This is a genomic window from Lysobacter sp. HA18, from assembly GCF_054057595.1.
Map to the genome: position 1 here is coordinate 1,764,813 of NZ_JBSRZL010000001.1, position 16,355 is coordinate 1,781,167.

The window sequence follows — 16,355 nt, forward strand, 5'->3', positions numbered from 1 at the left end:
ACACGATGCCCAAGCGCACCGACATCAAGACCGTGCTGATCATCGGCGCGGGCCCCATCGTCATCGGACAGGCGTGCGAGTTCGACTACTCCGGCGTGCAGGCCTGCAAGGCGCTGCGCGACGAGGGCTTCCGCGTGGTGCTGGTCAACAGCAACCCGGCGACGATCATGACCGACCCCGACATGGCGGATGCGGTCTACATCGAGCCGATCACCTGGCAGACGGTCGAGAAGATCATCGCCAAGGAAAAGCCCGACGCGCTGCTGCCGACGATGGGCGGACAGACCGCGCTCAACTGCGCGCTGGACCTCGCCGACAACGGCGTGCTGGAGAAGTACGGCGTCGAGCTGATCGGCGCATCGCGCGATGCGATCCGCATGGCCGAAGACCGCGAGCTGTTCCGCGTCGCGATGGCGGAGATCGGTCTCGATTGCCCGAAGGCGGCGGTCGCGCGCAGCTTCGAGGAGGCGGTGCAGATCCAGACCACCGTCGGCTTCCCGACGATCATCCGGCCTAGCTTCACGCTGGGCGGCACCGGCGGCGGCATCGCCTACAACAAGGAGGAGTTCGAGGAGATCGCCAAGCGTGGCCTCGAGCTCTCGCCCGTGCACGAAATCCTCGTCGAGGAATCGGTGCTGGGCTGGAAGGAATTCGAGATGGAAGTGGTCCGCGACAAGGCGGACAACTGCATCATCGTATGCAGCATCGAGAACTTCGACGCGATGGGCGTGCACACCGGCGACAGCATCACCGTCGCGCCCGCACAGACGCTCACGGACAAGGAATACCAGCGCTTGCGCGATGCATCGATCGCGGTGCTGCGCAAGATCGGCGTCGATACCGGTGGCTCGAACGTGCAGTTCGGCGTCAATGCTCACGATGGCCGCGTCGTCGTCATCGAAATGAACCCACGCGTCTCGCGTTCGTCGGCGCTGGCGTCGAAGGCGACGGGCTTTCCCATCGCGAAGGTCGCGGCGAAGCTCGCCGTCGGCTACACGCTGGACGAGCTGCGTAACGAGATCACCGGCGGGCAGACGCCGGCATCGTTCGAGCCGTCGATTGACTACGTCGTCACCAAGATTCCGCGCTTCGCATTCGAGAAGTTCCCGCAGGCCGACGCGCGTCTCACCACGCAGATGAAGTCGGTGGGCGAGGTGATGGCGATGGGCCGCACCTTCCAGGAATCGCTGCAGAAGGCGCTGCGCGGGCTGGAGACTGGCAAGGTCGGCCTCGATCCCACCGGCCTCGACCTTTCGAGCAACGAGGACATGGCCACGCTGCGTCGCGAGCTGAAGGAACCCGGCGCCGAGCGCATGTTCCACATCGGCGATGCGTTCCGCGCCGGCATGAGCGTCGAGGACATCCACGCGCTGTCGCACGTCGACCGCTGGTTCCTCGACCAGATCGAGGAGATCGTGCAGGCCGAAAGCGATGTCGCGACCGCGGGCCTTGCGGCGCTCGACGCACGCCGCATGCGCGCGCTCAAGCGCATGGGTTTCTCCGACGCGCGCCTCGCACAGCTCACCGGCACCGACGAAACCGCAGTGCGTGCACTACGCCGCGCGTTCGGGGTCCGTCCGGTCTACAAGCGCATCGATTCCTGCGCCGGCGAGTTCGCGACGGAAACCGCGTACATGTACTCGACCTACGAGGACGAATGCGAGGCGAATCCGACGGATCGCAAGAAGATCATCGTGCTCGGTGGCGGCCCGAACCGCATCGGGCAGGGCATCGAGTTCGACTACTGCTGCGTGCACGCCGCACTGGCGCTGCGCGACGACGGGTTCGAGACCATCATGGTCAACTGCAACCCGGAAACCGTCTCGACCGACTACGACACGTCCGATCGCCTGTACTTCGAGCCACTGACGCTTGAGGACGTGCTGGAGATCGTCGATCTCGAGAAGCCCTTCGGCGTGATCGTCCAGTACGGCGGGCAGACGCCGCTGAAGCTCGCACGCGCGCTCGAAGCGAACGGCGTGCCGGTGATCGGTACGTCGCCCGACAGCATCGACCTCGCCGAAGATCGCGAACGCTTCCAGAAGCTGGTCGACGACCTCGGCCTGAGGCAGCCGCCGAACCGCACGGCCCGCAATCCGGACGAAGCGCTCGTGCTCGCGCGCGAGATCGGCTACCCGCTCGTTGTCCGCCCGAGCTACGTGCTCGGCGGCCGCGCGATGGAAGTGGTGCACGCCGACAGCGACCTCGCGCGCTACATGCGAGACGCAGTGAAGGTGTCGAACGATTCGCCGGTGCTGCTCGACCGCTTCCTCGACCACGCGGTCGAAGTCGACGTCGACATCATCGCGGACAAGGACGGCAACGTTCTGATCGGTGGCGTGATGGAGCACATCGAGGAAGCCGGCGTGCATTCCGGCGACTCGTCATGCTCGCTGCCCCCGTACACGCTGTCGAAGGCGACGCAGGATCGGCTGCGCGAGCAGGTTGTCGCGCTGGCGCGTGCGCTGAAGGTCATCGGCCTGATGAACACGCAGTTCGCGATCCAGCAGGAAGCCGACGGCAGCGACACCATCTTCCTGCTCGAAGTGAACCCGCGTGCATCGCGCACCGTGCCGTTCGTGTCGAAGGCGATCGGCATGCCGCTTGCGAAGATCGCCGCGCGCTGCATGGCCGGCATGACGCTGGCGGAGCAGGGCGCGACGAAGGAAATCGTCCCCGACTACTTCTCGGTGAAGGAAGCGATCTTCCCGTTCGCGAAGTTCCAGGGCGTCGATCCGATCCTCGGGCCGGAGATGCGTTCGACCGGCGAAGTGATGGGCGTCGGCCGCAACTTCGGCGCCGCAATCGCGCGTGCGCATGAAGCCGCGGGCATCCGCGCATTGCCGTCGGCGGGCAAGGTGTTCGTCTCGGTGCGTGATCCTGACAAGCAGCGCGTGCTGCCGGTGGCGGCGGAGATCGTCGCGCGTGGTTACACACTCGTCGCGACGCGCGGCACGGGTGCCTTCCTGCAGGAAAACGGCGTCGCCTGCGAGATCATCAACAAGGTGATCGAGGGCCGGCCGCATGTCGTCGACCTGATCAAGAACGGTGAGATCGCCTACATCGTGAACACGACCGAAGGCCGTCAGGCGATCGCCGACTCGTTCTCGATCCGCCGCGAAGCGCTGCAACATCGCGTCACGTATTCGACGACCGTGTCGGGTGCCCGCGCCCTACTGCAGTCGCTCGAATACCGCGGCACCGGCCCGGTCTGGTCGCTGCAGGAACTGCACGCCAGCATCGTCTGACCCGCCTGAAATCGCCCATGGCCGGCCGCCACGTGCGGCCGGTCGCGTTTCCCGGCCCCGCATCCCGGCCCGGACGCGGCACAATCGACCATCGAATTTTGACGCCGGCGCTCGACGCCGGTCGCCACCAAGGAATCCCATGAGAGCTCCGATCACCGCCCAAGGTGCGCAGCGTTTGCGCGCCGAACTCGAGAACCTGAAGTCCGTGCAGCGCCCGGCGGTCATCAACGCGATTTCCGAAGCGCGCGCCCACGGCGACCTGAAGGAAAACGCGGAGTACCACGCCGCCCGCGAGCAGCAGGGCTTCATCGAAGGCCGAATCAAGCAGCTGGAGAGCGAGCTGTCGCACGCGGAAGTCATCGACGTCGCCAAGCTCAACGCGGGTTCGCGCGTGGTGTTCGGCGCCACGGTGAAGCTGGCCGACGTCGATACCGACGAAGAGAAGACGTACCAGATCGTTGGCGACCTTGAGGCCGACATCAAGCAGGGGCTGATCGCGATCTCGTCGCCGGTCGCGCGTGCCGTGATCGGCAAGAGCGAGGGCGACACGGTGACGATCGAAGCGCCGGGCGGCACGCGCGAATACGAGATCCTGAGCGTCAGCTACGTCGGCTGACCCGTGATCGCGCCCGTCGACGTCGCGCTCGTCCTGCCGCCGCGCTCGCGGTTCGCGGGCGAAGCGTTGCCTGCGTCGGTGGCGCGCGCGTTGGGTCGTGCGGATCGGTTCGATGCGAAAACCGGCGTCGAAGCGCTGTTCGACGTGCTGCCGCGCGGCTGGCCTGCCGCTGCGGTGACGCGGCAGGTCGAAGCGGGTGATGCGCGCGATTCTTCTTGGCTTCGCGCAGATCCGGCTTACGTACGCGCCGACATCAACGGCGCGCGACTGCTCGCGGTCGGCGACATGCTCGGGCTCGACGCCGACACCGCGGAAACATTGCTGCGCCCGCTGCGTCCGTTGTTCGGCGACGCGGGTATGCCGATCGACGCCGGCCGTCCGAACGCCTGGTACCTGCGACTCGCTGCGGGTTCGCCGCTGCCCGCGTTCATCTCGCCCGACGACGCGCTCGGCAGCGACCTGTTCGACCAGATGCCGCAGGGCGCGGAAGGCAAGCGCTGGCGTGCACTGATGTCCGAAGCGCAGGTGCTGCTGCATCACCATCCGGTCAATGCCGATCGCCTGAATCGCGGAGTGGCGCCCGTCAATTCGATCTGGTTCTGGGGCGCGGGGCGTCTGCCCGATCACGTCACCACGCGCTATGCGGCGATTCGCTCGCATGACGCGACGGTCGGCGCATTCGCGCAGCTAGCAGGTGCGTCGATCGCGCCGCCGGGCGCGTGGACCACGCCCGAGCAGAACCTCGCCGTCGACTTGCGCTACGAACGCCGGCTCGACCGGCTGTCCGCCGACTGGATCGAGCCCGCGTTGGACGCCATCGCGAAGAAGCAGGTCGCAACGTTCAGCCTTATGTGGGCCGAGGGCACGCGCTTCGACGTGCGCCGGTCGCAGTCGCTGCGATTCTGGAAGCGCCCACTGCGCGTCCTGGCCGAACGCGACGACGAATGAGCCGCTTTACCGCCCGACTCGTGCGTCGTCCCGTGGTGATTCCCGGCCCTTGGGCGCACGGCCTGCACCCGGTGCTTGCACGCGTGTACGCGATGCGCGGCGCGACATCGCTCGAACAGGCGCGTCCGAAACTCGCGCAGCTGCACCCGCCGGAAACGATGGGCGGCCTCGATGCCGCGACGCGCCTGCTGGCCGATGCGATCGCGAACGACGCGCACATCGTGGTCGTCGGAGACTTCGATTGCGACGGCGCGACGGCCTGCGCGGTCGGCGTGCGTGGCCTGCGCATGCTCGGCGCGAGACGCGTGTCGTTCGCGGTGCCGAATCGCATCGTGCACGGGTACGGCCTGACGCCGGCGATGGTCGACGAACTTGCGCCGATGCAGCCGGATCTTGTGGTCACCGTCGACCACGGCATCGCTTGCCATGCCGGCGTGAGCGCGGCAAAGGGTCGCGGCTGGAAGGTGCTGGTTACCGACCATCATCTGCCGGGCGAAGCGTTGCCGCCGGCCGATGCCATCGTCGACCCGAACGTGCGCGGCGACGGATTCGCGAGCAAGTCGCTCGCCGGCGTCGGCGTCATCTTCTACGTGCTGCTCGCGCTGCGTAAGCATCTGCGCGAGCAGGGGAAACTGCCGTCGAACGAGCCGGATCTTTCGCAATTGCTCGACCTGGTCACCGTCGGCACCGTCGCGGACCTTGTGCAGCTCGATGCCAACAACCGAGCGCTCGTGGCCGCAGGTTTGCGTCGTATGCGCGGGGGGCAGGTATGCGCCGGGCTACGCGCACTCGTCGAAGTCTCGCAGCGCGAACTCGCGCGCCTCGGTGCGACTGACATCGGCTACGCCGTCGCGCCGCGAATCAACGCCGCGGGCCGACTGGAAGACATGTCGCTCGGCATCGAATGCCTGCTCACCGACGACCTCTCGCGCGCACGCGAAATCGCGCAGATGCTCAACGAGATCAACGGCGAGCGTCGCGCAGTGCAACAACAGATGGTCGACGAGGCGGAGCGGGCGCTGGCGCGCGTCGAGCTGCCTGGCGGCGATCTGCCGCATGCGATTTGCCTGTTCGACCCCGAATGGCATCCGGGCGTGGTCGGCCTGGTGGCGTCGAAGATCAAGGAGCGCTTGCACCGGCCTGTCGTCGCGTTCGCGCCCGCCGCGCCGGGTTCCGACCTGCTGCGCGGTTCCGCGCGATCGGTGCCGGGTTTCCACATCCGCGACGCGCTGGCCACCGTGTCGTCGCGTCGTCCTTCACTCGTCGACCGCTTCGGCGGCCACGCGATGGCGGCGGGGCTCAGCCTGCGCATGGACGGGCTCGCCGAGTTCTCGTCGCTGATGCAGGACGTCGCCGCCGGGTTGCTCACGCCCGACCTGCTGCAGGCCGAGGTGCTGAGCGACGGCGAACTCGCGCCCGGCGAGATGGCGCGCGCCTGCGCCGAAGCGCTGCGGGACGGCGGGCCATGGGGGCAGGGGTTCCCGGAGCCCCAGTTCGACGGCGAGTTCGAAGTGCTGAACTGGCGGATCGTCGGCGAGCGCCACCTCAAGCTCGAACTGAGCCTTGGCGGCCTGCGTCTCAACGCGATCGAGTTCGGTGGCTGGCGCGGCAATGCGCCGCCGAACCGCGTGCGCATCGCCTATCGACTCGAACCGGACGACTACCGCGGCGGCGACGCCGTCCAGCTGGTCGTCGTCCACCGCGAAGGCGCCGTTTAGGCGCATTTGCGTGCATTTGCGCTGCCCCAAGGGGCAATTGGCGCGACCTGCGGCATCCCATAACCTGAGCCGGCGTCCCTCCCGGAGAACGTGCGATGCCGCTGACCGTCAACATCGATCTATCCGACGATGACCTCAAGCACTTCGCGCGTGCGGCCGACATCGCGCGCCAGCGTGGCGCCGACCTCACCAACCAGCAGGTGGTGAGCGCCGCCACGGACATGCTGCGCAAGGCGCACGACAGCAACCCGCCGCAGTTCGTAAAGGACCGCCTGCTCGTGCTCGACAACCTCATCGCGATGATGCGCGACGAAGGCTGGGCGCTCGGCGACAACGATGCCTCGAACGTGCGCGCGGCGCTGGTGTATTTCGCCGCCACATCGGACGCGATTCCGGACACCGTGCCGGTGCTCGGCTTCGTCGACGACGCGATCATGATCGAGCTGTGCGCGCGCGAGCTGCGCCACGAACTCGACGCCTATGACGACTTCACCGAGTTCCGCGATCGCGAGGCCGAGCGTCGCGGCATGGACGCTGCGGCGGTTGGTCGCGCGGACTGGCTGGACAGCCGCCGACAGGAACTGCAGGACCGCATGCGCCGCCGCCGCTCGCGCGATTTCAGCGGCGGTTTCGGCAGCGGGTTCGGCACCGGCTACGGCAGCAGCAGCGGCTACGGGCCGATCCGCCCGTACTCGCCGTCGAACGGGCGGAGCTCGGCGTTCCGCTTCCGCTGAGAGCACGAGAACCCGCATTTCGGGCGCGGCATTCGGCATCGAAGGCCACCGGCATTGGTAGAATTGCCGGTCCTTCGATTCAACCGCACCGACATGATCGAGCTGAATCCCGTTCGCCAGCGAATCGCCGACCTCCGCGGTCGGCTGGATTCGCTCAGGGGGTATCTTTGACTTCGACCACAAGGTCGAACGTCTTGAAGAAGTAAACCGGGAGCTCGAGAGCCCCGACGTGTGGAACGACTCCGAACGCGCGCAGGCCCTGGGCCGCGAGCGCTCGTCGCTGGAGAAGGTCGTCCACGGCATCCGCAGCCTCACCGACGGCCTCGTCGGCGCCGGCGAGCTGCTCGAACTCGCGGAAATGGAAGACGACGAGGACACCGCGAAGGCGGTCGTCGACGACGTCGAGCGTTACGCGAAGGACGTCGAGCAGCTCGAGTTCCGCCGCATGTTCTCCGGAAAGATGGACACGGCGAATGCGTTTGTCGACATCCAGGCGGGCGCGGGTGGCACCGAGGCGCAGGACTGGGCCGAAATCCTGCTGCGCATGTATCTGCGCTGGTGCGAATCGCGCGGCTGGAAGACCGAACTGATGGAAGCCAGCGGTGGCGACGTCGCGGGCATCAAGTCCGCGACGCTGCGCGTGGAAGGTGATTTCGCCTACGGCTGGCTCAAGACCGAAACGGGCGTGCATCGCCTCGTGCGCAAGTCGCCGTTCGACTCGGACAACCGCCGGCACACGAGCTTCACCTCGGTATTCGTGTCGCCCGAAGTCGACGACAACATCGACATCGAGATCAATCCGGCGGACCTGCGCACTGACGTCTATCGTTCGTCCGGCGCCGGCGGCCAGCACGTCAACAAGACCGAGTCGGCCGTGCGCATCACGCACATTCCAACCAACATCGTCGTCGCGTGCCAGACCGGTCGCAGCCAGCACCAGAACCGCGACAACGCGATGAAGATGCTCGCCGCGAAGCTGTACGAGCTCGAGATCCAGAAGCGCAACGCCGAACGCGACGCGGTCGAAGCCACCAAGTCCGACATCGGCTGGGGCAGCCAGATCCGCAACTACGTGCTCGACCAGAGCCGCATCAAGGATCTGCGCACCGGCATCGAGCGCAGCGATACGCAGAAGGTGCTCGACGGCGATCTCGACGAGTTCGTCGAGGCGAGCCTGAAAGCAGGCCTCGAAGTCGGCGCCAAACGCACCGACGCCGCCTGATCCGACGCCCCGCGCACTGCGGGGCGCACGGCCGCTACCATCGGCCTTATCCCTTGAACTCCTGGCCTGCCAAATGCGGGCCCCAGCGAACGCCACGATGACCGACAGCACCGCCACGCCGCCGACCGACGAGAACTTCCTGATCGCCGAGCGGCGCGCGAAACTCGCGCAACTTCGCGCGAATGGCATCGCGTTCCCGAACGATTTCAAGCGAGCGCATTACGCGGGTGACCTGCAGGGCGAGTTCGCCAATGCCGAACAGTGGACCGCGGAAGCGCTCGAAGCCGCGCCGCGCCGCGTCGCGCTCGGTGGCCGCGTGCTGCTCAAGCGCGACATGGGCAAGGCCGGCTTCGCACAGATCCAGGACGAATCGGGCCGCGTGCAGCTTTGGCTGAAGAAGGACCTGCTCGGCGATGCGTTCGACGTGTTCAAGGAACTCGACCTCGGCGACATCGTTGCGGTCGAAGGCGAGCTGACGCGCACTCGCACCGGCGAGCTGTCGATCAAGGCCACGTCGCTGCGCCTGCTGACCAAGGCGCTGCGTCCGCTGCCCGACAAGTTCCACGGCATGGCGGACATCGAGCAGCGTTATCGCCAGCGTTACGTCGACCTCATCGTGACGCCGGAATCGCGCGACGTCTTCGTCAAGCGCAGCAAGATCATCCGTGCGATGCGCGCATGGCTGGACGCGCGGCGCTTCCTCGAAGTCGAGACGCCGATGATGCATTACATCCCCGGCGGCGCGACTGCGAAGCCGTTCGTCACGCATCACAACGCGCTCGACCTCGAGCTGTATCTGCGCGTCGCGCCTGAGCTCTATCTCAAGCGCCTCGTTGTCGGCGGCCTCGAGCGCGTGTACGAGATCAACCGCAACTTCCGCAACGAGGGCGTGTCGACCCGACACAACCCCGAGTTCACGATGCTCGAGCTGTACGAGGCCTACGCCACGTACACCGAGATCATGGACCTGACCGAAGACGTGATCCGCCATTGCGCGCAGGACGTGCTCGGGACGACGTCGATCGAATGGGAAGGCGCGCCGATCGACCTCGGCCCGCGCTTCCGTCGCTGGTCGATGACCGATGCGGTACTCGAACTCAACCCTGAGATCGCACGCGAAGACCTGCGCGACCTCGAGGAGATGCGTGCGCATTGCGCGCGGCTGCGCATCCCGGTCAAGCCGTCGTACGGCTGGGGCAAGCTGCTGCTGGAAGTCTTCGAGAAGACGGTCGAGCACACGCTCGTGCAGCCGACCTTCATCACCGATCACCCGGTCGAGGTCAGCCCGCTGGCGCGCGCCAACGACCTGGACCCGGAACTCACCGACCGCTTCGAGCTGTTCGTCGGCGGCAAGGAACTCGCCAACGGCTTCTCGGAGCTCAACGACCCCGAAGACCAGGCTGCGCGCTTCCAGGCGCAGGTCGAGCAGAAGCAGGGCGGGGACGACGAAGCCATGCATTTCGACGCCGACTACATCCGCGCGCTGGAGGTCGGCCTGCCGCCGACCGGCGGTCTGGGCATCGGCATCGATCGTCTCGTGATGCTGCTCACGGATCGCGCCTCCATCCGCGACGTTCTGCTGTTCCCGTACATGCGGCCCGAGCAGGCGGGCTGACCCCACGCTCAAGTACGCCGGCTGGGCGGCCGATAAACGAGGAGCAGGGCGCGGTGCCACCGGCTGGCCACCGCGCTATCCTCGGCCCACAGCCGCCGTACCGGTGTCTCGCCAACGGATGGTCCAATGAATGTCGTCATCGTCGATGACCAGACCAGCGCACGCACGATGCTGCGCCACATCATCGAGGACATCGGCGCAGAGCTGAGCGTCCACGATTTCGGTGAACCGCAGGCCGCGCTGGACTGGTGTGCCTCGAACGATCCGGATCTGCTGCTGCTCGACTACCGCATGCCCGGCATCGACGGGCTGGAATTCGCGCGCCGCTTCCGTCGCCTGCCGCGCCATCGCGATATCCCGATCATCCTGGTCACCGTGGTCGGCGACGAGCCGATCCGCCAGGCCGCGCTCGATGCTGGCGTCATCGATTTCCTGGTCAAGCCGGTTCGCCCGCGCGAACTGCGCGCGCGCTGCCGCAATCTGCTCCAGCTGCGCCAGCAATCCGAGAACGTGAAGCAGCGTGCGCTGTCGCTCGAGCATCGCCTGCAGACGACGCTCCAGCAGATCGCCGAGCGCGAACGCCAGATGCTGACGCGCTTGGCGCGAGCGGTCGAATACCGCGACGGCGGCGCGCATCCGAACCTGCAGCGCATGTCGGCCGTGGCCGGCATGATCGCGCGCGGTGTCGGGCTGTTCGACGACGAGGTCAGCCTGCTCGAGCAGGCGACGCCGCTACACGACATCGGCAAGATCGCGCTACCCGATGCGGTGCTGCACAAGCCCGGCCCGCTGTCGGACGACGAGATGGCGCTGGTGCGCCGTCACCCGGAAATCGGTCATGACCTGCTCTCGGGCAGCGGCACGCCGTTCCTCGAACTCGCAGCGCGCATCGCGCTCGGCCATCACGAACGTTTCGATGGCAGCGGCTATCCGCATGGCCTGGTCGGTGACGCGATTCCGATCGAGGCGCGCATAGTGGCCGTCGCCGACGTCTTCGACGCGCTGATCTCCGAGCAGCCGTACAAGCACGAGTGGGCGATCGACGCGGCGCTCGCGCATCTCTACGCCCAGCGCGGTCGCCTGTTCGATCCGCAGTGCGTGCAGGTCCTTGTGTCGGCGCGGCGCCAGCTCGAAGCGCTGTGCGAGAGTTTCCGTTCGCCGCGGGGCCGGCTGTCATGATCGCCGCGCTGCGCCACGTCCGCCAGCGGTTCGCGGCCCGCGAGGACAGCGAGCATGGCCAGGCGACGGTGCGCATCGCTGCGCTCGGCGTCGTGCTCGCCTACCTGCTGATCGGCCCGCACGACAGCCAGTCGAACGCGTACTACGACGTCATGGCGATGGTCGTGGCGGGCTTCGTGATCGGCGCCGCGATCCTCGGCTGGATGTACGCGTCGCCGGGCCGCAACCACGCGCGACGCCTGGTCGGCATGGCCGCCGATTACGGCCTGATGGCCGCAGCGATGATCCGCATGGGCGAGCCGATCGCCTGGGTCTACATCCTGATCATGTGGGTGACGGTCGGCAACGGCCTTCGCTTCGGGCGTCGCTATCTGCATGGCGCAGTTGCCGCGGCGACGCTGTCCTTCGGGCTCGTGCTCGCCAAGTCGAGTTACTGGCACGCGAACCTGCCGCTCGGCGTCGGCCTGCTCGTCGGCCTCGTCGCGATACCGATGTACCTCACCAGCCTGCTCGCCGCGCTGACGCGCGCGACGGAAGAGGCGCGCCGCGCGAACGAGGCAAAGAGCCGCTTCCTCGCGAACATGTCGCACGAGTTCCGCACACCGCTCAACGGCCTCGGCGGCATGACCGAAGTGCTGGCGGCGACCGATCTCGACGCCGAACAGCGCGAGTGCCTCAACACGATCCAGGCGTCCACGCGCACGCTCATGGGCCTGGTCGAGGACGTGCTCGACATCTCGGCGATCGAAGCCGGCAAGCTCAAGCTCCACAACGCCGACTTCGACGTTCGCGAACTGGTCGCGAGCATCGGCCTGATCCTGCAACCGCAGGCGCGTTCGAAGCACCTCGACTACCGCGTCTCCGTCAGCGACGACGTGCCAGAGCGCGTGGCCGGCGACGTCGCGCACGTGCGCCAGGTGCTGATCAACCTCGTCGGCAACGCGGTGAAGTTCACCGACCGCGGCTCGGTCGCGCTGCAGGTCGAGAGCGTGCTGCAGGACGGGCACCGCACGCGGCTGCGTTTCACCGTCATCGATACCGGCATCGGTATCCCGACCGAGATGCGTCGCCGGCTGTTCGATGCGTTCGAACAGGCCGACGCCGGCCTTGCGCGTCGCTACGGTGGCACGGGCCTGGGCACCACGATCGCCAAGGGCCTCACCGAGGCCATGGGTGGCACGATCGGCTTCGAGAGCACGGAAGGCGAGGGCACGCGCTTCTGGGTGCAGCTGCCGTTCCAGACGGTCGCGCCCGCTGCCGAGCCGATGACTGCCGACGTCGCGTCAGCGAACGGCGAACCCGCGCCGCTCGGCAAGAACGTCATCGCCTTCAGCAACCCGTTCCTGCGCCACCGTGCACGCGTCCGTCCGCTGCACGTGCTGGTGGCAGACGACAACGCCGCAAACCGCATGGTGCTGCAGCGCCTGCTGCAGAAAGCCGGCCATCGCTCGACCTGCGTGGACGGCGCGGAGGAGGTGCTCGACCTCCTCGCCGAGTCCCATTTCGACCTCGTGATCTGCGACTTGCACATGCCCGGCATGAGCGGCGTCGACATGCTGCGCCATCTGCGGGTGATGGAGGCCGGCAGCACCTCGCGCACGCCGGTCGTCATCCTCAGCGCCGACGTCACGCCGTCGGCCATCCAGGGCTGCCACGACGCTGGCGCTTGGGGCTTCCTCGCAAAGCCCGTTTCCACCGCAAAGTTGCTCGACATGCTCGGCGACGTCGCGGAGCGCGAGGGCATGCCAACGCGAGCCGCGAAACCTGCGGCGCCCGTAGCCGAACGCAACGACGACACGGTGTTCGACCCCGCCGTACTCGACGAGCTTGCGTCGATCGGCATGGGTGATGCGTTCGAGCGCGAGTTCACCAGCGAATGCATGGCGGACGCGGAACGCGGCATCACGCTGATGGAAGAATGCGCGACGCGCGGCGACTGGACGGAAATGCGCGAGCACGCCCACGCCGTGAAAGGCGTGGCGGGCAATGTCGGCCTGGTCCGGCTCTCGCTGCTCGCGGGCGAGATGATGCGTTTGCCGGACTGGCAGCTTTCCCGCGAATGGCGGCTGCGCCTCGACAGCCTGCGGGAACGCCTCACGCAGGGTCGCGACATCCTCGCGGCCCGCAGAAGCCGCGACGGACGCAACGATCCCGCGCTGCGGTCGGACTGACCTCAGCGCGCCGAACGACGCGCCTGCGCGCGGACGATGCGCTCCATGGTGCGCAGGGAGCGATCGTCGAGCTGAAGCGCGGCGTCGACCCAGATCGCGGTGATCTCGAGCAGTTCGTCGTAGCTGACCGAACGCGCGGCGCGACGCACGCGGTTGAGCGCGAGATGGGCATGCGGCGCACGCTGCTCCTGTCGGATCAGTTCGCGGACCACGCGCTCGCCTTGGCCCTTCGGCGCCAGCACGTCGACGATGCCCATGCGATGCAGTTCTTCGGCGGGCAGGATGCGGCCCTCGAGGATCAGGCGCTCGGCCTGGTGCGGCGCGACGCGACGGCTCAGGAACGAGTACGCACCCATGCCCGGGAACAGGCCGAACAGCACTTCCGGCAGGCCCATCTCGCTGCGTTCCTCCGCGACGATGACCTGGCACGCCAACGCGAGTTCCATGCCGCCGCCGAGCGCGTCGCCCTGCACCAGCGCGATCGTGCGCACGTCGCCACCCAGCCCGTCATGCAGAAGATGCACGCCATCGATGCAACGTGTCGCGTAGCTCATCAATCCATCGCGATCGCCCGCGCGGATCAGGCTCGCGAACAAGGCGAGATCGCCGCCGAGATTGAACGCGCCCGGCGCATCCGACGCCAGCACGACGTGACGCAACGGGCTATTGATTGACGACGATGCGGATACTTCCGACAGCATCGACCACATGTCGTGCATCAGTTCGACGCGGAAGCAGGGGCGGATGCCGGCGGCGTGGTCGGCGTGCATGTACAGCCAGTCGCCGGCGCCATTGATGTCGGCGTCCACCCGGACTGTCGGGTGGAGTCGTGCGCGGTGCAACGATTCGATCGTGCTCATTTCTGCGGGTCCTTGAAGGGGAACCGCCCGCGGACGCTGGTGGGCGCGGGCGATCAGGTGGTGCCCACCAGCCGATCCTACACCCGGCCCCGCATGCAAAAGACAGGCCCGCCGAAGCGGGCCTGTATGCGTCATACGCGGCGGAAAAACGTCACGCCGGTACCGCTTCCCTCAATTCGCGACGCAGGATCTTGCCGACGTTCGTCTTCGGCAGCTCCTTGCGGAACTCCACGTAGCGCGGAAGCTTGTAGCCCGTGAGGTTTTCGCGCGCATGCGCGATCACCTGTTCGGCGGTCAGCGACGGATCCTTCGGCACGATCACCACTTTCACCGCTTCGCCCGAACGCTCGTCCGGCACGCCGACTGCGGCGACTTCGAGCACCTGCGGCATCATCGCGATGACATCTTCGACTTCGTTCGGATACACGTTGAAGCCGGACACCAGGATCATGTCCTTCTTGCGATCCACGATGTAGAAGAAACCATTCTCGTCCATCCGCGCCATGTCGCCGGTGTGCAGCCAGCCATCGGCGTCGACGACCTTCGCGGTCTCTTCGGGACGGTTCCAGTAGCCGCGCATCACCTGCGGGCCCTTGATGCAGAGCTCGCCGATGTCGCCGGTGCCGAGCACGTGGCCGTCGTCGTCCTTCAGGCATGCATCGGTCGACGGAATCGGCAGGCCGATCGCGCCGTTGTAATCCTTCAGATCCATCGGATTGATGCACGCCGCCGGCGACGTTTCCGTCAGCCCGTACGCTTCGACGAGCGTGCAACCGGTGACCTGCTTCCAGCGCTCGGCGACCGAACGCTGCACGGCCATGCCGCCGCCGAGCGTGAGATGCAGACCGGAGAAGTCGATCGACTCGAAGCCCGGCGTATTGAGCAGGCCGTTGAACAATGTGTTGACGCCGGTGATCGCCGTGAACTTCGTCTTCTTGAGTTCTTTCACGAAGCCCGGCATGTCGCGCGGGTTCGTGATCATGTGGTTCAAACCACCGAACTTCATGAAGACGAGCCCGTTCGCCGTCAATGCGAAGATGTGATACAGCGGCAACGCGGTGACGATGGTTTCTTCGCCGTAACGCACGTTCGTGCCGATCCACGCTGCGGCCTGCTGCATGTTCGCGACGAGATTGCGATGGGTGAGCATCGCGCCCTTCGCGACGCCGGTCGTGCCGCCGGTGTACTGCAGGAACGCGATGTCCTCGGGCTCGATGTCGACATCCGCATCCTTGAAGGGCAGGTGCTCGCCGGCATCGATGGTGTCGTTGAAGCGGATCGCGTGCGGGATGTCGTAGTCCGGCACCATCTTCTTGACGTAGCGGACGACGAAGTTGACCGCGGTGCGCTTCGGGAAATCGAGGCAGTCGCCGAGTGCAGTCGTGATGATGTGCTTGAGCGGCGTGTCGTGCAGCACTTCCTGCACGGTGTGCGCGAAGTTGTCCATCACAAGGATGGCGACCGCGCCCGCGTCGTCGAGCTGATGACGCAGCTCGCGCGCGGTGTACATCGGATTGACGTTGACCACCGTCAGGCCTGCGCGCAGCACGCCGAACAGAGCGATCGGATACTGCAGGCAGTTCGGCATCATGATCGCGACGCGATCGCCGCGCTTGAGCTTGAGCTCACCGAGCAGGTAGGCCGCGAAGCGCGCGCTCAGCGCGTCGACTTCCGCATACGTGATGGTCTTGCCGAGACTGGAAAACGCGGGGCGGTCGCGGTACTTCGCGATGGCGCTCTGCAGGACGGACACGATCGACGGAAATTCATCCACGTCGACCTCGGCCGGTACACCGGCGGGATAGCTCGCCAGCCAGGGCCGGTCTTGCGTCATGCGATTTCCCCTTCGTTTTCGCCGCTTCTGATGATGCGCCGTCGGATGCGGCCCCGTACGGTCGCCGGATTGGATCACACGCCTCGCGAGCGTCGCAAGGCGCGGTGCAGCGTAAAAGGCATCGGCCGCAAAAGCCGAATCTGTACGGCTCAGCGGGCTCGGGCGTCTGGCGAATGCCGGAAACGAGACGGGACGCCGAAGCGTCCCGTC

Annotated in this window: 11 protein-coding genes; 9 read left to right on the forward strand and 2 right to left on the reverse strand. The window is 66.8% G+C overall.

What is annotated here, in order from left to right; translation table 11 throughout:
- Nucleotides 1-5 precede the first annotated feature (5 nt).
- From carB to ACVWWW_RS08890, 9 genes are all read left to right on the forward strand, one after another.
- Nucleotides 6-3,248: a carbamoyl-phosphate synthase large subunit gene (gene carB, locus ACVWWW_RS08850; protein ID WP_027083089.1), complete on the forward strand. Its 3,243-nt coding sequence runs from the start codon at nucleotides 6-8 to the stop codon at nucleotides 3,246-3,248.
- A gap of 139 nt (nucleotides 3,249-3,387) precedes the next feature.
- Nucleotides 3,388-3,864 carry a transcription elongation factor GreA gene (gene greA, locus ACVWWW_RS08855; RefSeq protein ID WP_027083090.1) on the forward strand — a complete coding sequence of 159 codons (477 nt, stop codon included), beginning with the start codon at nucleotides 3,388-3,390 and terminating at the stop codon, nucleotides 3,862-3,864.
- 3 nt (nucleotides 3,865-3,867) lie between these two features.
- Entirely contained in the window at nucleotides 3,868-4,812 is a 945-nt protein-coding gene (locus ACVWWW_RS08860) for a hypothetical protein (RefSeq protein WP_027083091.1), read from the forward strand.
- Nucleotides 4,809-6,530 (forward strand): single-stranded-DNA-specific exonuclease RecJ, encoded by a 1,722-nt coding sequence (recJ, locus tag ACVWWW_RS08865; protein ID WP_027083092.1) that lies wholly within the window; start codon nucleotides 4,809-4,811, stop codon nucleotides 6,528-6,530. Before ACVWWW_RS08860 ends, recJ begins: the two co-directional genes overlap by 4 nt.
- A 95-nt stretch (nucleotides 6,531-6,625) precedes the next feature.
- Nucleotides 6,626-7,264 carry a YkvA family protein gene (locus ACVWWW_RS08870; RefSeq protein WP_051235147.1) on the forward strand — a complete coding sequence of 213 codons (639 nt, stop codon included), beginning with the start codon at nucleotides 6,626-6,628 and terminating at the stop codon, nucleotides 7,262-7,264.
- Nucleotides 7,265-7,357: 93 nt separating this feature from the next.
- Nucleotides 7,358-8,486, forward strand: a protein-coding gene (prfB, locus tag ACVWWW_RS08875) for a peptide chain release factor 2 (RefSeq protein WP_155914283.1) whose coding sequence is annotated in 2 segments (ribosomal slippage) — nucleotides 7,358-7,432 and nucleotides 7,434-8,486 — 1,128 coding nt in all. Because the reading frame shifts where the segments join, the coding sequence is not laid out codon by codon here.
- Nucleotides 8,487-8,583: 97 nt separating this feature from the next.
- Nucleotides 8,584-10,101: a lysine--tRNA ligase gene (gene lysS, locus ACVWWW_RS08880; RefSeq protein ID WP_027083094.1), complete on the forward strand. Its 1,518-nt coding sequence runs from the start codon at nucleotides 8,584-8,586 to the stop codon at nucleotides 10,099-10,101.
- A 126-nt stretch (nucleotides 10,102-10,227) separates the two neighbouring features.
- The gene (locus ACVWWW_RS08885; RefSeq protein ID WP_027083095.1) at nucleotides 10,228-11,280 is read left to right on the forward strand and encodes an HD domain-containing phosphohydrolase; all 1,053 of its coding nucleotides are present in this window, start codon (nucleotides 10,228-10,230) and stop codon (nucleotides 11,278-11,280) included.
- A complete protein-coding gene (locus tag ACVWWW_RS08890; RefSeq protein ID WP_027083096.1) occupies nucleotides 11,277-13,451 on the forward strand; it encodes an ATP-binding protein in 2,175 nt (724 codons plus the stop codon). Before ACVWWW_RS08885 ends, ACVWWW_RS08890 begins: the two co-directional genes overlap by 4 nt.
- 2 nt (nucleotides 13,452-13,453) lie before the next feature.
- On the opposite strand, the gene ACVWWW_RS08895 is transcribed toward ACVWWW_RS08890, so the two are convergent.
- Together ACVWWW_RS08895 and ACVWWW_RS08900 are read right to left on the reverse strand one after the other, a co-directional pair.
- Nucleotides 13,454-14,311 carry a crotonase/enoyl-CoA hydratase family protein gene (locus ACVWWW_RS08895; protein WP_027083097.1) on the reverse strand — a complete coding sequence of 286 codons (858 nt, stop codon included), beginning with the start codon at nucleotides 14,309-14,311 and terminating at the stop codon, nucleotides 13,454-13,456.
- Between the two features lie 151 nt (nucleotides 14,312-14,462).
- Nucleotides 14,463-16,145 carry a long-chain fatty acid--CoA ligase gene (locus ACVWWW_RS08900; protein ID WP_027083098.1) on the reverse strand — a complete coding sequence of 561 codons (1,683 nt, stop codon included), beginning with the start codon at nucleotides 16,143-16,145 and terminating at the stop codon, nucleotides 14,463-14,465.
- Nucleotides 16,146-16,355: the final 210 nt, after the last annotated feature.

What these genes read in the sequence shown, in the direction of transcription:
- carB (WP_027083089.1), top strand. Translation starts at nt 6, where the DNA reads ATGCCCAAGCGCACCGACATCAAGACCGTGCTGATCATCGGCGCGGGC.
- greA (WP_027083090.1), top strand. Translation starts at nt 3,388, where the DNA reads ATGAGAGCTCCGATCACCGCCCAAGGTGCGCAGCGTTTGCGCGCCGAA.
- recJ (WP_027083092.1), top strand. Translation starts at nt 4,809, where the DNA reads ATGAGCCGCTTTACCGCCCGACTCGTGCGTCGTCCCGTGGTGATTCCC.
- ACVWWW_RS08870 (WP_051235147.1), top strand. Translation starts at nt 6,626, where the DNA reads ATGCCGCTGACCGTCAACATCGATCTATCCGACGATGACCTCAAGCAC.
- lysS (WP_027083094.1), top strand. Translation starts at nt 8,584, where the DNA reads ATGACCGACAGCACCGCCACGCCGCCGACCGACGAGAACTTCCTGATC.
- ACVWWW_RS08885 (WP_027083095.1), top strand. Translation starts at nt 10,228, where the DNA reads ATGAATGTCGTCATCGTCGATGACCAGACCAGCGCACGCACGATGCTG.
- ACVWWW_RS08890 (WP_027083096.1), top strand. Translation starts at nt 11,277, where the DNA reads ATGATCGCCGCGCTGCGCCACGTCCGCCAGCGGTTCGCGGCCCGCGAG.
- ACVWWW_RS08895 (WP_027083097.1), bottom strand. Translation starts at nt 14,311, where the DNA reads ATGAGCACGATCGAATCGTTGCACCGCGCACGACTCCACCCGACAGTC.
- ACVWWW_RS08900 (WP_027083098.1), bottom strand. Translation starts at nt 16,145, where the DNA reads ATGACGCAAGACCGGCCCTGGCTGGCGAGCTATCCCGCCGGTGTACCG.